This window comes from Variovorax sp. 10L426, assembly GCF_056395305.1.
The window spans coordinates 275,622-293,380 of the sequence record NZ_JBFTJF010000002.1; the positions used below are offsets into that span (position 1 = coordinate 275,622).

Annotated in this window: 18 protein-coding genes; 7 read left to right on the plus strand and 11 right to left on the minus strand. The window is 63.9% G+C overall.

Annotated elements, in window-relative coordinates; genetic code table 11:
* Positions 1-3: 3 nt before the first annotated feature.
* The 6 genes from AC1DHL_RS03905 to AC1DHL_RS03930 all read left to right on the plus strand — a co-directional run bounded on the left by AC1DHL_RS03905 (position 4) and on the right by AC1DHL_RS03930 (position 5,568).
* Entirely contained in the window at positions 4-795 is a 792-nt protein-coding gene (locus AC1DHL_RS03905) for an SDR family NAD(P)-dependent oxidoreductase (protein ID WP_478160726.1), read from the plus strand.
* Between the two features lie 10 nt (positions 796-805).
* Complete coding sequence (locus tag AC1DHL_RS03910) at positions 806-1,636, plus strand: cysteine hydrolase family protein (protein ID WP_478160727.1); 831 nt, start codon at positions 806-808, stop codon at positions 1,634-1,636.
* Entirely contained in the window at positions 1,633-3,123 is a 1,491-nt protein-coding gene (locus tag AC1DHL_RS03915) for a dihydroorotase (RefSeq protein WP_478160729.1), read from the plus strand. The genes AC1DHL_RS03910 and AC1DHL_RS03915 overlap by 4 nt, the downstream gene beginning before the upstream one ends.
* Before the next feature lie 99 nt (positions 3,124-3,222).
* The gene (gene oxlT, locus AC1DHL_RS03920; RefSeq protein WP_478160731.1) at positions 3,223-4,515 is read left to right on the plus strand and encodes an oxalate/formate MFS antiporter; all 1,293 of its coding nucleotides are present in this window, start codon (positions 3,223-3,225) and stop codon (positions 4,513-4,515) included.
* Between the two features lie 43 nt (positions 4,516-4,558).
* Positions 4,559-4,969, plus strand: a complete 411-nt coding sequence (locus AC1DHL_RS03925; protein ID WP_478160733.1) for a DUF3830 family protein — start codon at positions 4,559-4,561, stop codon at positions 4,967-4,969.
* Between the two features lie 14 nt (positions 4,970-4,983).
* Complete coding sequence (locus tag AC1DHL_RS03930; RefSeq protein WP_478160735.1) at positions 4,984-5,568, plus strand: LOG family protein; 585 nt, start codon at positions 4,984-4,986, stop codon at positions 5,566-5,568.
* 6 nt (positions 5,569-5,574) lie between these two features.
* On the opposite strand, the gene AC1DHL_RS03935 is transcribed toward AC1DHL_RS03930, so the two are convergent.
* From AC1DHL_RS03935 to AC1DHL_RS03960, 6 genes are all read right to left on the minus strand, one after another.
* A complete protein-coding gene (locus tag AC1DHL_RS03935) occupies positions 5,575-6,651 on the minus strand; it encodes an amidohydrolase family protein (protein WP_478160737.1) in 1,077 nt (358 codons plus the stop codon).
* Complete coding sequence (locus AC1DHL_RS03940) at positions 6,623-7,333, minus strand: ABC transporter ATP-binding protein (RefSeq protein ID WP_478160739.1); 711 nt, start codon at positions 7,331-7,333, stop codon at positions 6,623-6,625. The genes AC1DHL_RS03935 and AC1DHL_RS03940 overlap by 29 nt, the downstream gene beginning before the upstream one ends.
* A complete protein-coding gene (locus tag AC1DHL_RS03945; protein WP_478160741.1) occupies positions 7,320-8,099 on the minus strand; it encodes an ABC transporter ATP-binding protein in 780 nt (259 codons plus the stop codon). Before AC1DHL_RS03945 ends, AC1DHL_RS03940 begins: the two co-directional genes overlap by 14 nt.
* Positions 8,096-9,085, minus strand: coding sequence for a branched-chain amino acid ABC transporter permease (locus tag AC1DHL_RS03950; RefSeq protein ID WP_478160743.1), 990 nt, complete (start codon positions 9,083-9,085; stop codon positions 8,096-8,098). The genes AC1DHL_RS03945 and AC1DHL_RS03950 overlap by 4 nt, the downstream gene beginning before the upstream one ends.
* A gap of 1 nt (position 9,086) precedes the next feature.
* The gene (locus AC1DHL_RS03955) at positions 9,087-9,956 is read right to left on the minus strand and encodes a branched-chain amino acid ABC transporter permease (RefSeq protein WP_478100311.1); all 870 of its coding nucleotides are present in this window, start codon (positions 9,954-9,956) and stop codon (positions 9,087-9,089) included.
* Between the two features lie 88 nt (positions 9,957-10,044).
* Positions 10,045-11,217, minus strand: a complete 1,173-nt coding sequence (locus AC1DHL_RS03960; RefSeq protein ID WP_478160745.1) for an ABC transporter substrate-binding protein — start codon at positions 11,215-11,217, stop codon at positions 10,045-10,047.
* A 217-nt stretch (positions 11,218-11,434) separates the two neighbouring features.
* On the opposite strand from AC1DHL_RS03960, the gene AC1DHL_RS03965 reads away from it, so the two are divergent.
* The gene (locus AC1DHL_RS03965; RefSeq protein WP_478100314.1) at positions 11,435-12,199 is read left to right on the plus strand and encodes a bestrophin-like domain; all 765 of its coding nucleotides are present in this window, start codon (positions 11,435-11,437) and stop codon (positions 12,197-12,199) included.
* 15 nt (positions 12,200-12,214) lie between these two features.
* Here the strand turns inward: AC1DHL_RS03965 and AC1DHL_RS03970 are convergent, their stop codons facing one another.
* The 5 genes from AC1DHL_RS03970 to AC1DHL_RS03990 all read right to left on the minus strand — a co-directional run bounded on the left by AC1DHL_RS03970 (position 12,215) and on the right by AC1DHL_RS03990 (position 17,701).
* A complete protein-coding gene (locus tag AC1DHL_RS03970; protein WP_478100316.1) occupies positions 12,215-13,126 on the minus strand; it encodes a LysR family transcriptional regulator in 912 nt (303 codons plus the stop codon).
* Positions 13,127-13,211: 85 nt separating this feature from the next.
* Positions 13,212-14,618, minus strand: coding sequence for an MmgE/PrpD family protein (locus AC1DHL_RS03975; protein WP_478160747.1), 1,407 nt, complete (start codon positions 14,616-14,618; stop codon positions 13,212-13,214).
* 19 nt (positions 14,619-14,637) lie between these two features.
* Positions 14,638-14,949: a DUF4387 domain-containing protein gene (locus tag AC1DHL_RS03980; RefSeq protein WP_478100320.1), complete on the minus strand. Its 312-nt coding sequence runs from the start codon at positions 14,947-14,949 to the stop codon at positions 14,638-14,640.
* On the minus strand, positions 14,946-16,322 hold the full coding sequence (locus AC1DHL_RS03985) for an acyclic terpene utilization AtuA family protein (RefSeq protein WP_478160749.1): 1,377 nt from the start codon (positions 16,320-16,322) through the stop codon (positions 14,946-14,948). The genes AC1DHL_RS03980 and AC1DHL_RS03985 overlap by 4 nt, the downstream gene beginning before the upstream one ends.
* A 14-nt stretch (positions 16,323-16,336) precedes the next feature.
* Positions 16,337-17,701, minus strand: coding sequence for an LLM class flavin-dependent oxidoreductase (locus AC1DHL_RS03990; RefSeq protein ID WP_478160751.1), 1,365 nt, complete (start codon positions 17,699-17,701; stop codon positions 16,337-16,339).
* Positions 17,702-17,759: the final 58 nt, after the last annotated feature.

A 17,759-nucleotide genomic window follows, 5' to 3' on the forward strand; every position in this document is an offset into this window, starting at 1 on the left:
CACATGGACCTCCAACTCAAAGGCAAAGTCACCGTGATCACCGGGCCGGCCAAGGGCATGGGCCGGGCCGTCAGCCTGGCTTTCGCCCGTGAAGGCGCGAAGCTGGTGCTCGCGGGACGCGACATCGCAGCCATCGAACCGGTGGCCAAGGAGGCGCGCGGCCTCGGCGCCATGGTTGTCGTCGCGCCGTGCGACATGACGGACCCCGGACAAAGCACTGCGCTGGCCGCGTTCGCGCTCGAAGCGTTCGGCCGCATCGATATCCTGGTCAATGTTGCAGGCGGCTCCGGCCCGATCGGCAAGACCGGGTGGGACACCACCACCGAAGAGTTCAACCAGATCGTGCAGCTGAACATGACCGGCTGCTTCAACACCATGCGCGCCGTGCTGCCGGGCATGGTGGCGCAGCGCTACGGCAAGGTGGTCAACGTGGGTGGCACCTTCGGCATGCGCGGCCGCGCCGGACGCATGGCCTACTCGGCCTCGAAGTGGGGCTTGCGCGGCATCACCAAGAGCTTTGCGCTCGAAGCCGGCCCGCACAACATCAACGTCAACTGCGTCGCGCCCGGAATGGTCGACGGTCCCCGCTTTCGCGAGAAGGTGTGCGCCAACATGGCCGCAGAGCTGGGCATCACCCTCGAGGAAGCGATGACCCGTCACGCCGAGGACTACGCCATGCGGCGCGTCGCGACCGATGAGGACATCGCCAACGCGTGCCTGTTCCTGGCCAGCGACTCGGCCCGCCAGATCACCGGCGTGGACCTGCCCGTGGATGGCGGCTGGGCCATGCTCTAGAGGGCATCCGGTGGCCAAGTCCGACAAGACCATGAAGCCGGGGGCGTTTGGCCCTTCCCCCCACAACGCCTGGACCGTGGGTCCGCGAGGCGTGAGCCTGGTGCGCCAGCCGATCGCTCCGCGCCCGCTGCGGTTCGATGCCGAGCCCGAGTCCATCGAGATCGACATCGCACGCAGCGCGGTTCTTGTCGTCGATATGCAGAACGACTTTTGCCATCCCGAAGGATGGTTCGGTCAAAAGGGCATCGACGTGCGTCCGATGCGCAAACCGATCCGGATGATCAAGCGCTTGCTGCCCGCTTGGCGCGAGGCCGGCGGCGCGGTGGTCTGGCTCAATTGGGGTGTCCGACCGGATTGCCTCAACCTCAGCCCGACGATCCTGTTCAAGGGCAAGGGCGGCAACCCCGACGCCACGGGCTACGCCGAACGCTCGAAGAACGACCGCGGGCGAGCGATCGTGCCCGGCGAATGGGGAACGCAGGTCGTCGACGAGTTGAGCGTCGAGCCCACGGACATCACTGTCTTCAAGCATCGGCTGAGCGGCTTCTGGGACAACGAGCTCGACACGATCCTGCGCCAGCAAGGCATCACCACCTTGCTGTTCACGGGCGTCAACACGGATCGATGCGTCTTCTCGTCCCTGCAGGATGCAGCCTTTCTCGGCTACGACTGCGTGCTGCTCGGCGATGCGTGCAGCACGCCGTCACCAGCCTTCGTGACGCGCGCCATTCATTTCATCGTTCAACGACTCCACGGATTCTCGGCCAAGGCAGATGCGCTTCTGACCGCGCTCGCAGCGGGATCCGTGGCCCCTGCACTCCCCAAAAGGAAAACCCCATGAACACGATTCACAAAGAGGTCGATCTCGTCATTCGCGGCGCGAGGGTTGTATCGCCTGACCAGATCATCGACGCTTCCGTTGCGATCTCCGGCGAGCACATCGTCGCCGTCGGGCACGACGACACGATGCCTCCCGCGCGCCACGAGATGCGGGCCGATGGCCTGTATCTGTTGCCGGGCGCGATCGACAGCCACGTGCATTTCCGCGACCCCGGCTATCCGAACAAGGAGACCTGGAAGACCGGTTCGGCCGCCGCGGCATGCGGTGGCGTGACAACCGTCTTCGAGATGCCCAATACCAATCCGCCGACCGGCACGATCGAAGCGTTGAACATCAAGCTCAAGGCCGCCCAATCGTCGTATGTCGATTTCGGAATTCACGGCTTGCTGGGCGACGACACCATCGACCGGCTCGAGGAGTTGCTCGACGGCGGCGTGACCAGCTTCAAGGCCTTCGTCGGCAATACGTTCGGCAACCTGCCGGCACCCACCGACGGGGCCTTGCTGGAAGGCTTCGAGAAGCTCGCTCCGCTGGGCATTCGCACAGTGGTGCACGCCGAAAACTCTTCGATCATGGCGCGCCGCCAGAAGCGCATGGTCGAGGCAGGCCGCATCGACTCGCTGGCGCATCTGGCCGGGCGGCCGGCCGTATGCGAAGTCGAAGCCATCAGCCGCGTGCTGATCCTGGCCGAATGGGCCGGCGCGCGCGTGCACATTGCGCACCACAGCGCTGCCGACTCGCTCTATGTGCTGCGCGATGCCAAGCGCCGCGGTGTCGACGTCACGGTCGAGACCTGCCCGCAATACATGCTGCTGAGCACCGACGACATGCTCAAGCTCGGCGGCATCATGCGGGTCAACCCGCCGATCCGCGAAAAGCGCCACAACCAGCCGCTGTGGGACGCCTTGCTCGACGGCACGATCGACATGATCGCGACCGATCACGCGCCGCACACCATCGAAGAGAACACGCGCGAAAGCATCTGGAACTGCGATTGCGGCTTTCCCGGCGTCGAGACCCAGATGCCGCTGATGCTCACCGAAATCAATCGCGAACGCGCCACGCTGATGGATTACGTGAAGTGGAGCTCAGTGGCGCCCGCCAAGGCCTGGGGCCTCTACGGCACCAAGGGCGTCATCGCGCCCGGAGCGCATGCCGACATCGCCATCGTCGACATGAACCGCGCCGGCGTGCTGTCGCAAGGCAAGCTGCAGAGCATCAGCAAGATCTCGCCGTGGAACGGCCGCGCGGTCAAGGGCTATCCGTTGCACACGCTGCTGCGAGGCCGCTTCGTGATGCGCGACGGAAAGCTGGTGACAGAGGCCACGGGATGGGGCAAATCGGTGAAGGGCATCCAGAAGATGCCAACGCCAAGGCCCCGCAATACCGACAACTACAGCAGCGCCATCCTGTGCACACCGCCGGGCGTGCCGCCCACGGCCGTGCCCGAGGGATACGAGGCCGAAACGGCCGTCCTGGCGAAGTAGTCCCCCTTTCTTGATGGCGTGCGCCGCGAACTGCCTCGGCAGTTCGTGACGTCGATCTTGTGACCATGGAATTCGGCCCGATACAACGTGGAGACAGACATGAACATGAACACAGCGACAGCGGCGACAACGTCATCGGCAGCGATGGCGTCGACAAGCGAGGCGACGAAGAACAACCGATGGCTGCAGCTTTGCTACGGCATCGTCTGCATGGCGATGGCGTCCAACATCCAGTACGGCTGGACATTGTTCGTCAATCCCATCAATGCGAAGACGGGCTGGACGCTCGTGGCCATTCAAGTGGCCTTCACGATCATGGTCGTGGCCCAGACGTGGCTCATGCCCATCGAGGGTTATCTCATTGACCGTTTCGGACCCAAGCCGGTCGTGATGGGCGCCGGCGTCCTGATCGGCAGTGCATGGGTCCTCAACGGCACGGCGACGTCGCTTCCGGTTCTCTATGCGGCGGCCGCTCTCGGGGGACTCGGCGTCGGTGGTGTGGTGGCGATGGGCTCCGGCAACATGATGAAGTGGTTTCCCGATCGACGAGGACTCGCAGCGGGTTTGGTCGCCATGGGTTTCGGCCTGGGATCGGCGGTGTTCATCAACCCGATGGTGAACATGATCAAGACGCAGGGCTATGAAAGCACCTTCGTCACCTTCGGCTTGATCTTCGGCACGACGATCTTCGCTCTGTCGTGGTTCATGCGCTCGCCGCCGGCCGGCTACAAGGTTCAGGTTGCCAACGTGACCGTGAAGGAACGCCGCAGCTACACGCCCGTCGAGATGATGAAAACGCTTCCTTTCTGGATCCTGTACCTGAGCTTCGTACTCATTGCGGCTGGGGGACTGATGGTCATTGCCCAGATTGCACCGATGGCCAAGGACATGAAGATCGCGGACGTGCCGGTCTCGATGGTCGGACTCACGCTGCCGGCGCTGGTCTTCGCCATGACGATCGACCGCGTCCTCAACGGGGTGACGCGGCCGTTCTTTGGTTGGGTCTCCGACAACATCGGGCGCGAGAACACGATGTTCCTGGCATTCGCGCTGGAAGGTCTCGGCATCTGGGCGCTGGCGGTGTTCGGCCACGACCCCCTGTCGTTTGTGCTGCTGACGGGATTCGTGTTCTTTGCGTGGGGCGAGATTTTCAGCCTGTTCCCGGCCACCATCGGCGACACCTACGGACCCAAGTTCACGGCGACGAACGTGACGCTGCTGCTCACGGCACAAGGCGTGGGTGCACTCGTCGTTCCGCTCTCCGGTGTCGTCCAGCGTGCGACGGGCAACTGGGACATGGTCTTCCTGATCGCCGCCAGCATGAATGTGGCCGCAGCATTGCTGTCCTTGCTGCTGAAACCTATTCGCAAGCGCTTCATGGCGCAACAATGATCGTCCGGGCGAAGACCCATTAACCACTCACACAGGAAATTCAATGAATCGGATTCGTATCACGGCCGGTGGCTTCACCTTTGTTGCCGAGCCGCATGCGGACGCACCCAAGACCGTGGCCGCCTTCACGGCACTGTTGCCCTACCGCGAGAAGCTCATCCACGTCAAATGGAGCGGCGAAGGCTGCTGGATTCCCATGGGCGATTTCAAGCTGGGCGTCGACTACGAAAACCATACGAGCCACTTGTCCGTTGGCGATGTCCTCTTCTACCCTGGTGGATACAGCGAGACGGAGATCATCTTCGCCTACGGGAGTTGCAGTTTTTCGAGCAAGCTCGGGCAACTTGCCGGCAACCATTTCCTGACCATCGTCGAAGGCAAGGAGCATCTTCGGGCGCTCGGCGAAAAGGTATTGTGGGAGGGCGCCCAGGACATCCTGTTCGAGGCGATGTAGGGGAAGGCAAAGCCATGTTCAAGAGCGTGGCCGTTTTTTGCGGCTCCAACTTCGGTAGCTCCGACGACTATGCCAACGGCGCACGCCTGTTGGGGCGCGAGCTGGCTGCACGGCGCATCACTCTCGTGTATGGCGGCACGACCAAGGGGTTGATGGGCGTGTTGGCAGATGAGACGCTGGCCGCCGGCGGAGCGGTCGTCGGCGTGATCAATCAGCGGCTGCACGAGCGTGGCCACCTGCATCCCGGGCTCACGCGTCATGAGGTCGCCACCGACATGCGCGCCCGCAAGGCGCGGATGGCTGAGTTGGCGGATGCGTTCATCGCACTGCCGGGAGGCCTCGGAACGCTGGAAGAACTGTTCGAGATGGCGACCTTGACCCAATTGGGCGATCACGCCAAGGCGTGCGGGGCGCTCAACACACGCGGCTTTTACGACCCCACGTGGGCGATGCTGGAGCGCGCAGTTGGAGAAGGCTTCTTGAAGCCCGAGCATCGGGACATGATCATCCTCGATCCGGACCCTTCCGCGTTGCTGGATCGACTGATCGCCTGGGAACCTCCTAGCGTCACCAAGTGGATCGGCCAGCCTGGCTCTTGACGAAGATCATCCTTCGAGCTCGATCCGATAGAGCCGGACTGCGTTGTCATGAAAGAGCATCTTCTTCTGCTCGATGGTCGCGCCGGAGGCCATCCTCTTGAGCGCATTCCAGACCACGCCGTAGCCGGCAGAACTGCGATCCACCGGAAAGTTGCTCTCGAACATGCAGCGCTCCAGACCGAACAACTCCAGCACCGGATCGAAGACCGGCCGCCAGACATCGGCCAGCGCCTGCGATGAGGGTGGCTCCGGTCGGCTGGCGAAGTCGAACCCGAATACCGCCGTGCCGAGTCCGCCGAGCTTGACCGAAACGTTCGGACACTGCGCCAGGCTCTTCATCCACGGCAACCACTCTTGCAGCGCGGCATCCTGCCGCCCCTGATAGCCCGCGACTCCGAGCAGCCCGCCGATGTGATCGAGGATGAGCGGAATGCGCGGAAACGCGGTCGCGAGTTCGAGCACGTCCTCCAACTGCGTGTGATAGACCCACGCGTCGAAGCTCAGGCCGTGCCTCTCGAGGCAGGCGTAGCCTTCGCGAAACGCAGGGTCGGCGTACAGATGCTGCATGGGGCGCGGAAGCACGCCATGCTTGAAGTCAGGGTGGAAAGCCCCGCTGTTTCGGACGCCCCGAAACCGACCGTCGCCGGCAGCGATCTGCGCAGCCAGCACTTCGTCGACAGCCCCGCCCAGACGAAGATCCGCGTACCCCACGATGGCGGCGGCCACGCGCGTTTCGCGCTGGCGCAGGTTGACTTCGCGCGTGACCGCAACCACCGACTCGGTCTCGCCGACCGGGCGCAGCGCCTCTGGACCTTCAGGCCGGTAGCCCCAGCCGCATTGCACGTAGACCGTCGCGCGAATGCTGTGGCCCGCAATGTCCGCCAGTAGATCATCGGGCATGTAGCCGCCCCAATGCTCCGAGAAGTGATGATGGGCATCCACCATCGGCAGTTCGGGCTCCAGCGCCTCTTCCCTGCTCGCCGCGAGCCAGGCCCGGTCTGCCTGCCGGTGCGCGATCAGTTGCAGTTCCCTGTTCGTTGCCGTCTGCATCGATTCAGACCCCCAGATAGGCTTTGCGGACATACGGATCGTCGAGCAGTTCCGCGCCCTTGCCCGACCTCACGACTTCGCCCCGTTCCAACGCATAGGCGTTGTGGGCGAGCCGCAATGCCAGTCGCGCGTTCTGCTCGACCAGGATGATGGACATGCCGCCCGCATTGAGCTTGCGGATCGCATCCGCGATCTCCGCCACGACCTTGGGCGCGATGCCGAGCGAAGGCTCGTCCAGCATCAGCAACTTCGGCCGGGCCATCAGCGCGCGGCCGATGGCCACCATCTGCTGTTCACCGCCGGACAGCGAGCCCGCCAGCTGGCTGCGTCTCTCGTGGACGCGCGGAAACAGCTTGTAGATCTGTTCCAGCGACTCCGAGCGCTCCGCCGCCGACTTGATCGTGTGCGCACCGACGAGCAGGTTCTCCAGAACCGTCATGCGTCCGAACAGGCGCCGGCCTTCCGGCGACAAGGCAATCCCACGTTGCACCCGCTGCTCGGGCGACAGTCGATGAATCTCCTGACCTTCGAGGCGAATCGTGCCGCCGCTCATCGGCACGCTGCCCGCGATGGCCTTCAGCGTGCTGCTCTTTCCCGCACCGTTGGAGCCGATCAGCGCGACCAGCTCGCCCTTGTTGACGCGAAACCCGACGGAGCGAACCGCCTCCATCAACTTGTAGTGAACCGAGACCTTCTCGACTTCAAGCATGGGCATAGTCAGGCGCTCCAAGGTACGCTTCCACAACGGCGGGATTGGCGCGAATCTGCTCCGGGCTGCCCTCGGCGATCTTCTCGCCGTGTACCAGCACCACGATGCGTTCGCAGACCTCCATCACGATGGCCATGTGATGTTCGACGAGCAACAGCGTCAGGCCGTGCTCCCTTTGCAGCGTGCGAAGCAGCCGCGTCAATTCATTGCACTCTTCATGGTTGAGACCGGCTGCCGGTTCGTCCATGAGCAGCATGGATGGTTTCGCCGCCAGCCCGATCGCGATGCCAAGCTTCTTCTGCAGGCCATAGGCCAGCGTTCCCGCCGCCATGTTCCGCCACGCCTGCATGCTCACGATGTCGAGGATCGCATCCACCTCGGACGCCACCTGCTGCGGTGCAAGCAGCCCGTGTGTGCGCCGCATCAGCCGCTGCGGCGCAGATCCTTCGATGCGGGTCAGGAGTGCATACTCGATGTTCTTCGCGACCGTCTCCTCCGAAAATGTCGTGGTCGACTGGAAGGTGCGCGCCAGGCCCGCCGCGACGACAGAACTGGGCCGCCGCCCGGTGACGTCCTTGCCGTCGAACGTCACCCGTCCGCGGGTCGGCGTGAGCGCGCCGCTGATCGTGTTGAACGCAGTCGTCTTGCCTGCGCCGTTCGGACCGATCAGGCCGACGATTTCGCCCTTGCCGACGTTGAACGAAAGATCCTCCACCGCGGCCAGCCCTCCGAAGTGCTTCGAAAGGCCCTGGACTTGAAGCAGGGCGCTCATGGGGCCGACCTCCGCGATGCCTTGAAGTTCAGGATGCCCACGATTCCACTCGGCAGGAAGCGCAGGATGACGATCAACGCCGCTCCGTAGAAGATCTGCTGCGTCTGCACCGCACCCCGGAAGAACTCCGGCAAAGGCGTCAGCACCAGGGCGCCGAGCATCGGGCCGTACAGGGACTTGCGTCCGCCGATCACGAGCATCGTGATGAACGCCACCGACGCGCCGGTAGCGAACGACTCGGGCGAGATGAATCCGATATAGCGCGCTGTCAGAACGCCGCCCAGGCCCGCGAGCACGCAGCCGCCGATGTAGGCCACGATCTGCAAGCGAAGCACACTCAAGCCGGTGGACTCCGCCAATGCCGGGTTCGCTGCGACGGCAGTCATCGCGCGACCGAGCGGCCGGCTGAACAGCCACACCCTGAAGCCGACCGACGCAACGGCCATCACCAACGCCAGCGCATAGAAGCGCTCGCGCGTGTCGAAGGCGAAGCCGCCGATACTCAATGGCGGAATGCCGGCGATGCCGTTGGCCCCGCCGGTGATCGACGCGGCATCCAGCAGCACCAGGCGCACAAGCTCCGCGAACGCGAAGGTCACCAGCACGAAGTAGACGCCACGAAGCCGCAGGATCACCCACCCGAGCACGCCCGCGACCAGCGCGCCGACAACCAGCGAAAGCACGGCAGCGGTGATCGAGTCGAACCCGAAGATCGACGAGAACAACACCGAGCCATACGCGCCGAGCGCCACAGGCGCCGAATGGCCGAACGACAACTGCCCACAACGGTCGATGAGCGAGATGCCGTTGACGATCACGATGTTGATGCACGCCAGGATGGCGAGATGCAGCACGAACTGCCCCGCCGTCCACGGCCATGCCGCAACAAGCATCGCCGCCACTGCGCCGGCAATGACCATCCGGCGGCTGCGCGACGCTTTTCCGGCCATCGGCACCACAACGCTTTCCATCAATTGAGTCGTCATGTCAGGCCTCTCCCCGGCCGATCAAGCCACGCGGGAACGCCAGCATCCCCACGATCACGAGCAGGAAGATCAGCATGTCCGCCGTGCTCGTATTCAGGAACAAGGTCGAGTAACTCTCCAGCAACCCGAGGCAAAGACCCGCGAGCGCCGCACCCGGAATGCTTCCGAGTCCGCCGAGGATCACCACCATGAAGGCCTTCAGCAGCGGCGCCTGGCCCATGAAGGGCGACACCGAGAACAGCGGCGCCATCAGCGCACCGCCGATCGCGGCGAGCCCCACGCCGATCCCGAAGCCCAGCGGGTAGTAGATGCGCGCCCGCACGCCCTGGATCGCGGCGGTCTCCGAATCCTCGACGACTGCGCGAAGTCCGCGGCCCGCCTTCGAGTGGCGGAGAAACGCGTACAGCAGCAACAGAACGACGACGGCGAATCCGACGACGTACATGCGTGAGTTCGCCACAGTGATTCCGAGGACGCTGGAGGCACCCGACGCGATCGCCGGCATCGACACCGGGTCCGGGCCGAAGAGCATCAGCGCGAGGTTCTGCAGGATGAGCGCCAGTCCGATCGTCACGATCATCCCGTTGAGCTCGTCCTTGCGGAAGGGCTTCAGGATGAACCACTCGATGAAGCTGCCGAACACGACGGCGACCACGAAGCTCAGCGCGACGGCGCCCAGGAAGGGCAACCCCAGTTTGGTGGTGAAGAAGTAGGCAGCGAAGGCGCCGAGCATGTAGAACTCCCCATGCGCGAAATTCACCATTCGCATCACGCCGAAGACCAGCGTGAAACCCACCGCCATGAGCAGATACAACAACCCGACGACCAGGCCGTTGACCGTCGCCTGTCCTATCAATAGATGCCAGTCCATGTCAATCCTTCGCGCAGATGCCGTGTATGTCGTGTATGTCGTGTATGTCGTGTATGCCGTACATGCCGTGCATCCGACGTGACTGCTGTCAGTTGCAGCCTTCGATGACGGAGCAGCGGGCACGAATCACTTCGACGCCGTTCTTGATCTCCGCGACATAGAAAGGCAACGCCAGTTGGTGGTCCACGCCGTAGTTCGCCTTGCCGGTCCAGTTCAAGCTGCCCAGCACGCCGGGAAAGTCGTGGAGCTTCTCCAATTCGAGGCGGACCTTCTCCGTGTCCGTCACCGTCCCGGCACGGCGCATCGCTTCGAACAGCATGCTCGTGAAGTCGTAGTAAGAAGGGCTGAAGCCGTTCGGAGCTGTCTTGTACTTGGCCGTGTAGGTGTCGATGTACGCACTGGTCGACTTCAGGCCAGGATCGATCACAGCATGCGTGATCATTCCTTCCGAAGCCTCCTTGCCCGCGACGGTGACGAGTTCTGCCGTAGCCGGGCCGCCGGTGCGAACAATCCTGCCCTTGAACCCGAGTTCGCGCGCCTGCTTCGTGATGAGACCGGCGGTGCCCGGCGAATTGCCGTCGAGCTCGATGGTGTCGATGCCGCGCGCCAGCATTCGCGTGAGCAACGGAACGAAGTCGACGCGATCGCGCTCGAAGAACTCCTTGACCGCCAGTTCCGCGCCATGCTTCCTGTACGCCACCTCCAGGTCGCGGGCGATGACCTGGCCCGACTCGTCATTGGGGAACAGCCCGCCCGCCTTCCTGACGTCCAGGTTCTTCACCATCCAGGCTATCTGCGGTTCCGAAAACTCGTAGGTCGTGACGACGGGCCGGAAGCTGAACGGCTTGTCAGTGCCGAGCGCCTTGTTGGTGAACCCGAGCGTTGACGTGATGACCTTGTTCTTCTCGGTGAGCGGCTGCACTGCCAGCGTTGGCGCCGAACCCGTGGGGCCGATGATGTACTTGACCTTGTCCTCGAACACCAGCCGATTGGCGACGGTGACCGCTTCGCCGGCCTGGTACTTGTCGTCGTACGCAACGATCTCGACCTTGTACTTCTTGCCACCCACCTCCAGGCCGCCCGCGGCATTCACCTTGTCCGCAGCGAGTTCGGCTGCATTCTTCATCGCCTGGCCCCATGCGGCGCCGGGGCCGGACAACGTCACCAGCGCGCCAATCCTGAGCGTCTCCTGGGCTGCGACATGCAGCGTGAGGGCTCCGAACAGCATTGCGCCAAGGGCAGTGCGAGTCACTCGATTCATCTTGTCTCCTGTAGAAATTAATCCGTGCCATCGATGGCTTTCAAACACCATCAAGTTCAACGGGCCGCGCGCAATTCTCTCGGCGCGCTGCGGAGAAGGACAATGAAGAATGCGTATGCACTTATTGCCCCGGTGAATAAGAGTGCGCCATGCCGGCACACGCCATGCGCCAAGACATCTGCCCATCTACTACTATGCGCTCCAGGAGGTCGAACCCATGAGTCCCATCCTCGTCGGACTGATCGTGCTGGCCTGCACCTTTTGCGGTGCGCTCGGGGGCATTGCGCTCCACCAAAAGTTGCCCGCGCGGCACAAGGCAGCGGACTCCAGGGACGTCGTCAAGTTGGTTCTGGGCTTGATCGCGACCATCTCGGCGCTCGTCATGAGCTTGCTCATCGCCACGGCGCACGCGTCCTACGTCACGCAAGAGTCCGAGGTGCAGGCACTCGGCGTTCACATCGTCCAGCTCGACCGGGTTTTTTCCGGCTATGGGCCGGACGCGGCAGAAGCACGCACAAAGTTCCGCCAACTCGTTGCGGCCAGGCTCGAACAGGCGTGGCCGAACCGTCGTGGCGCCAGGCCGAGCTCCGAAGCCGCCCGCGCGACGCGCGAGCAGAACGAGGCACTCATCGAGCATGTGATCAATCTGCAGCCATCGACAGACAGTCAGTACTTCGCGAAGAGCCGTGCCCTGCAGCTCCTCACCGAAATAGGCGACGAGCGCCAGCTGCTGCACGAGCAGGCCAGCAGTTCCATTCCCTGGCCTTTCCTCGTGGTGCTGGTGTTCTGGCTGGTCGTCCTCTTCGTGGGGTTCGGGTTTCTCAGCCGCACCAACGGGACTGTCGTGGTGGCGCTCTTCGTCGGCTCGCTTTCAGTGGCGGGCGCGATCTTCCTTGTGCTGGACATGAATCAACCCTTCAGCGGGCTGATGCATATCTCCAATGCGCCGATTCGGGTCGCCCTGGAGACCATCGGCCAATGACACCGGTGATCTGGCTCAAAGAAGCGGTTCGAATTCGCGATGGAGGTGGTCGCGAAAACTCTGCACGGCGGTGGTGAGCACCGTTCGTCGCGCAGTGATGCTGCCATAGCTTCTCACCGCACGGAAATCGGCGATCTCGATGATCGCTCTCGATTCGCGCGCGTTGATCTGCGCCATGGAACGCGGAAGGAAGGTCACGCAGCTTCCGGTGTCGATCATCCCCATGAGAGTCGGCAAGGTAGCGGCGGTCGTGGCCTCCAGCTCGGCGCCGAAGCGAAGGAACTCGGCCGACAGGCGCTCGCGCAGGCTCGTGTAGCGATCGAGAAAGATCATCCGGTAGGGAAGGATCATTTCAACGACGACGTTCCGCTCCTTCGCCAGGGGATGCTTCGCGGGCACGACGAGCACCACATCTTCTTCCGCCAACGGTTGGAACAGCAGGTGCTCGTAGTCGCCGTCGACCGCCGTCACGCCAATGTCCGCGGAGCCGTCGCCGATGCTCTTCAGCAGCAATTCGAAAGGCATGTCGCGCAGCACCAGCTGCACGTCGGGAAACCGTTCGCTGTAGGAATGCATGATGCGCGGCATGAAGGTCGCCGAGATCATCGGCGTGGCCGCAATCACCACCCGATTTCTCGCCGCCTCCGATCGGTCGCGGAACTGGTGCAGCACGGCGTACAACCCCGACAGAGCCTCTTCGGCCGCCGCCCGAAGCAGGTTGCCATCGGCCGTAGCTTCGACGCTTCGCGTGGTCCGCTCGATCAGCTTCACACGCAGGACGTTCTCTAGCCTCTTCACACGACTCGACACCGACGGCTGGGAAATGCACAGCCGCTCCGCCGCGCGGCTGAAACTGCCTTCCTCCAGGACCACGAGGAAGGTCTCCAGTTCGGGCAAATGGAAACGCAGTTGCGGATGTCTTCTCAATCTGTTCTCGCAGCGCCGCCGATCGTCGCGTCCGCACGCGAAACGACCGGGTCGGGAATGAATGGCGCGAGCTTATACCAGGCCATCAAGCGCGCAACGCCCCGGCGATCGTGCGCACCGGGGTGCTCGGCGTCGCGGAAAGCAGCACTTCCAGGACGCTCGCCGTGCGCACAGGTTCGAGCCCGATTCCGGCGGTGCCGCGGAACTTGGCGACGATGTCCTCGCGCGTCAAGGCACGCTCGCCGCTGCCCAGGTTGACAGGCACGCGGCGCGTGAGGACTTCGCCCGATGCGAGATGCAACGTCACGGCACCGGAGAAGTATTTCGGGAACTCCGAGCCCTGCTCCTCGACACACTCGACGCGCTTTGCCATGGCGAGAATGCTCGCGTCACGCAGACTTTCATCGCTCAGTTCGGCCAGGCCGAAGCGCCCGCGCAACAGGCAGGCCGCCACCACGAACGGCGCGCTGAACTTGGCTTCGTAGTCCGAGCGCGGCAAGGCCTTCGCCTCTGCCGGTTCGGCCACGATCGGAATGGTCGCCCCCGGCAGCTCGCAGGTGATCTTCACGATCTGCGCCGGGTCGCCAAGCACCTTGTGCAGTTGCAGCGCCGCTTCGGCACAGCCGTGAATGAAGTGGCACACCGGATACGGCTTGATGGCGGTATCGAGGATGGTCCAACGGCTTCCGAGCCCCTCCACGATCGATTCCAGGTCGACGTCGCCGGCATGGGCCTGCATGTGCGTCTCGAAGAACCCGAAACGGCCCTCGTAAGGCCGCTTCGGTGATGCGAACCCATGCTGGACCAGGTGGGCGGCGGTGATCCCGGCCAGCGCGCCCCAGCCAGGATGCATGCGCTTCGTCCATGCACCGTTTTCCAGGAATACCTGCACGCCGGAAGCCGTACTCGCGGCAATGCCTTGCGCATCGACCAACTGCTCCGCCCGCAAGCCGAGCAGCTTGCCCGCAACAACCGCTGCGCTGAAGTGAGACAGCAACCCGGTGGCGTGAAAGCCTGAATGATGGAAGCCGCCATTGACCGATTGGCCCAGGCGAATGCAGGTCTCCATCCCGGCGACGTACGCCGCGATCAACTCGCCCCAGCTGGCACCGGTCGCCTCGGCGACAGCCAGCGCAGTGGGCAGGCAGGCCACCGTGGGGTGCACGATGCTGGCCGGATGCGTGTCGTCGAAGTCCAGCCCGTGCATCAGGAAGCCATTGGCCATCGCGGCATCGCGCGGCGCCAGCCGGCGCGTGCTGCCGATGACGGTCGCAACGCCCGCCGCACCCGCGGCCGCGATACCCGCCAATCCGGGTGCCGCGAATGGAAACGTATGCGAGGCGAAAGCAAGGCCGATCCCGTCGACGATGTGATGGACCGACTTGGTCCACACGGCCTCAGGGACATTGGTTTCGTTCAGGTCGGCTGCAAAGGCGGCCAGCGCGGAAGCGATGTTGCCCGAGACGGGTTGGAGTGAAGAAGATGTTGTCATGGGTTCTGGGAATGTGGCGTCACAGCGGAACTTCAATATCGAGCAGGGGCGCGTGCTGCTGCGCACCATAGACGTCGGTATCGCCGACCGCCCCGGAGGGGATTCGGCGAGGAATGGTGGCCTTCCATGCCAGGGCGGGAGCGTACTCCGTGAACAGAACCGACTCCACGGGCACGCGGTAAAGACCGGCGATGAGCGTCGGCGTGATCACGCCCGAGGCGCGCACGAGATCAAAGAGCGCGGCGTCGTCGAACATGATGTCCAGCGTGATGTGGAACGGACCTGCGTTCTTGCTTTTGCAGGCTTTGGCGATGTCTTTGAGGCGAGTCATGCAGCTCCTCGGACTTGCTCGTATTCGATCGGGAACATGTGCAGCGGGTCATCGATCTCGACGACGTGCTGCAGCATGAATTCATAAATGGCACCGCGCTCGATGTCGGACGGAGAAAACGGAAAGGCCATGTTGCCTTCCCTGCACATGCGGCCCGGAAAGTCCGAGTGAAGCAAGGTCACGCGCGCGAGCGACAGCGCCGCGTTGGCAATGTCTTGCGTGGTGGCGACGACCTCCGCGATGATCGCCAGCTCCACGGGGTGCACGTCGCGCGTCGGCTCCCACGAGCCCATCACACCGTCACGCCCGTACACACGAAGCACCAGTTGGTAGTCCTCCGGCTTGATGTCCAGTGCGCTCACCTTGATGGCGGTGGATGCGCGCACGAACTCCAGGAAGGTGTCGATCTGCCCGATCAGCCCCGGGTCCCGGGTCGCGGCAATGGCCATTGCGCCGAAACCGACGCGCCGTGCGCCTTCGAGCTTGATGGAATAGGGAGCGGGCTTCCATTCCATGCCGCTGACGCGCACCACGCGGTCGCTGACGGCCTCGATGCTGCAGTTCGTCGAGTCGACGATGCCACCCGGTTCGTAGCGAATCACGGGGCTGGCGTTCTCGTGCAGTGCCTGCACCGCAACGGACATTGGCGTGCATCGCAACTCCGGGTTGAGCGGCTCAGCCTCGATGAAGTCCTCGCCGACCGTGACCAGGAGGCAATCGTGCTTCTTCGGGATGGCCGCATTGCAGGCGCATTCGAGCATCTTTCCGGCGTACCAGGCCGGTGCCGGCGGCAAGCCGTGGTGCATCGCCAGTGCCACCCACGGCGCCGGGTCGGTTCCGCGTCCGCCCAGGATCACCTGCGCCCCTGCCGCCAGCGCCTCGCGATACGGCTCGGGGCCCATCATGCCGACGATGCGCTCTGCGCCCCGGATGTCTTCCGTCCGCAGCTGCGGCGCGTTGCCAAGTGCCCGCACCTTGCCGGCCTCGAGTTGCTCCAGCAGGAAGCCCTTGTCCTGCTCCGCATGAATGAGCGCCATCTTGAAGTTCAGCCCATGCTCGCGCGCCACCTCGCGAATGATGTCGGCGCAGGCCTGCAGGTGCGGCTCTCCGCCAGCGCCGCCGCAGGTGCCGACCATCATCGGGATGCCGTTGCGGATGGCGCCCCGCAGCAGCAGCGACAGATCGCGCTTCATGGCAAGGCGCGAATTGAGCGTCTTGCCCGACCCGAGGTAGTGCGGGCCGGGGTCCGAGCTTCCGCCGTCGACGCCGATCATGTGCGGCTTGCGCGCGAGCGCGGCCTCGAGCGAGCTTTCGGGAAAGCCGTATCCCAGGATGCCGCTCGCCGACATCATCCTGACTGTCTTTTCCGTCATCGGGTTCTTCGCCGTCATTGGCCCACCCGCCGCCAGTCACCGGCGCGAGGGCGGCTGACGCCGAGGGTCTCGCGCAGCGTCGTGCCGGCATATTCCTTGCGGAACAGACCGCGCTTCTGCAATTCCGGAACGACGAGGCGAACGATGTCCTCATAGGTGCCCGGCACCTCAGTGGCCGACAGAACGAAGCCGTCGCACGCGTTCTCGAACCACTCCTGCATCTGATCGGCCACCTGGGCACCCGTGCCGACGAAGCAGGGGCCGTCGTTGAGCGTTCCGCGTCCCGATGATTCGACGAAGTCGCGCACCGAGGGATTCTTCTTGCCGCTGACCTGCACGACCTTGTCGCGCAGGCTCTGCCACGACACGGCGGCCAGTTCCGCATCGGTGAACGGCTCGTCGTAGGGCCGGCCCGAGAAGTCGATGTTGAGCGTCTCGCCCATCATCGTCAGCCCGTCGATGGGACGTGACATGCTCGCGATGAGGTCGCGCTTCTCGCGGGCCAGGCTTTCGGTCTCCGCGACGATGATCTTGAGTTCGGGCGCGATGCGCACCGAGGCCGGATCGCGCCCGGCATTCGCGATGCCGTCCTTGAGCGCCTTGTATTGCTTTTTGCCGTTCTCCAACGTCGGGTACTTGGCGAACACCAGCTCCGCCCAACGCGACGCGAACGCCAGGCCGCGGCCACTCTGTCCCGCCTGCAGGATGACGGGATGACCCTGCTGCGAACGCGGCACCGACAGCGGGCCGCGCGACTTGAAGAAGCGGCCTTCATGGTCGAGTCGCCGAACCTTGTCGGGGTCCGCGAAGCGGCCCGTCGCCTTGTCCGAGATGATCGCGCCGTCTTGCCACGTGTCCCAATGGCCCAGGACGACCTCCATGAACTCGTCGGCGCGGTCGTAGCGCAGGTCATGTTCAAGGTGCTCGGAGTGGCCGAAGTTGGCGGCTTCCGAATCGTTCATCGAAGTGACGACGTTCCACGCGACACGCCCCTTCGTCATGAGGTCCAGCGTGGCGAACAATCTGGCGACGTGGAATGGCTCGTAGTAAGTCGTGGAGTACGTGGCGCCGAGCCCCAGCCGGGAAGTCGCCATGGCCATCGCCATCAGCACCGAGGTCGGTTCGAGCTTGATCGCCCGCACGCCGTGCTCGACCGTGTCGCGGTGGCTGTTGCCGTAGATGTCGGGCATGGCCAGCCGGTCGTCGAAGAAGGCCATGTCGAACTTGCCCTCTTCCAGCGTCCTCGCGATGCGCTGGTAGTACTCGGGAGAGAGGTAGTCCGTCATGCTGGACGGGTTTCGCCACGAGCCGGCGTAGTTGGAGCAGTTCTGAGCCTGCATGAATGCAATGAGCGTCATCTGACGTGCGGAATTGTTCATCGAGCTGCTTTCCTTTGAGCGATGGATCGTCCCTTCTTGGGCACGAATCGAGTATTCG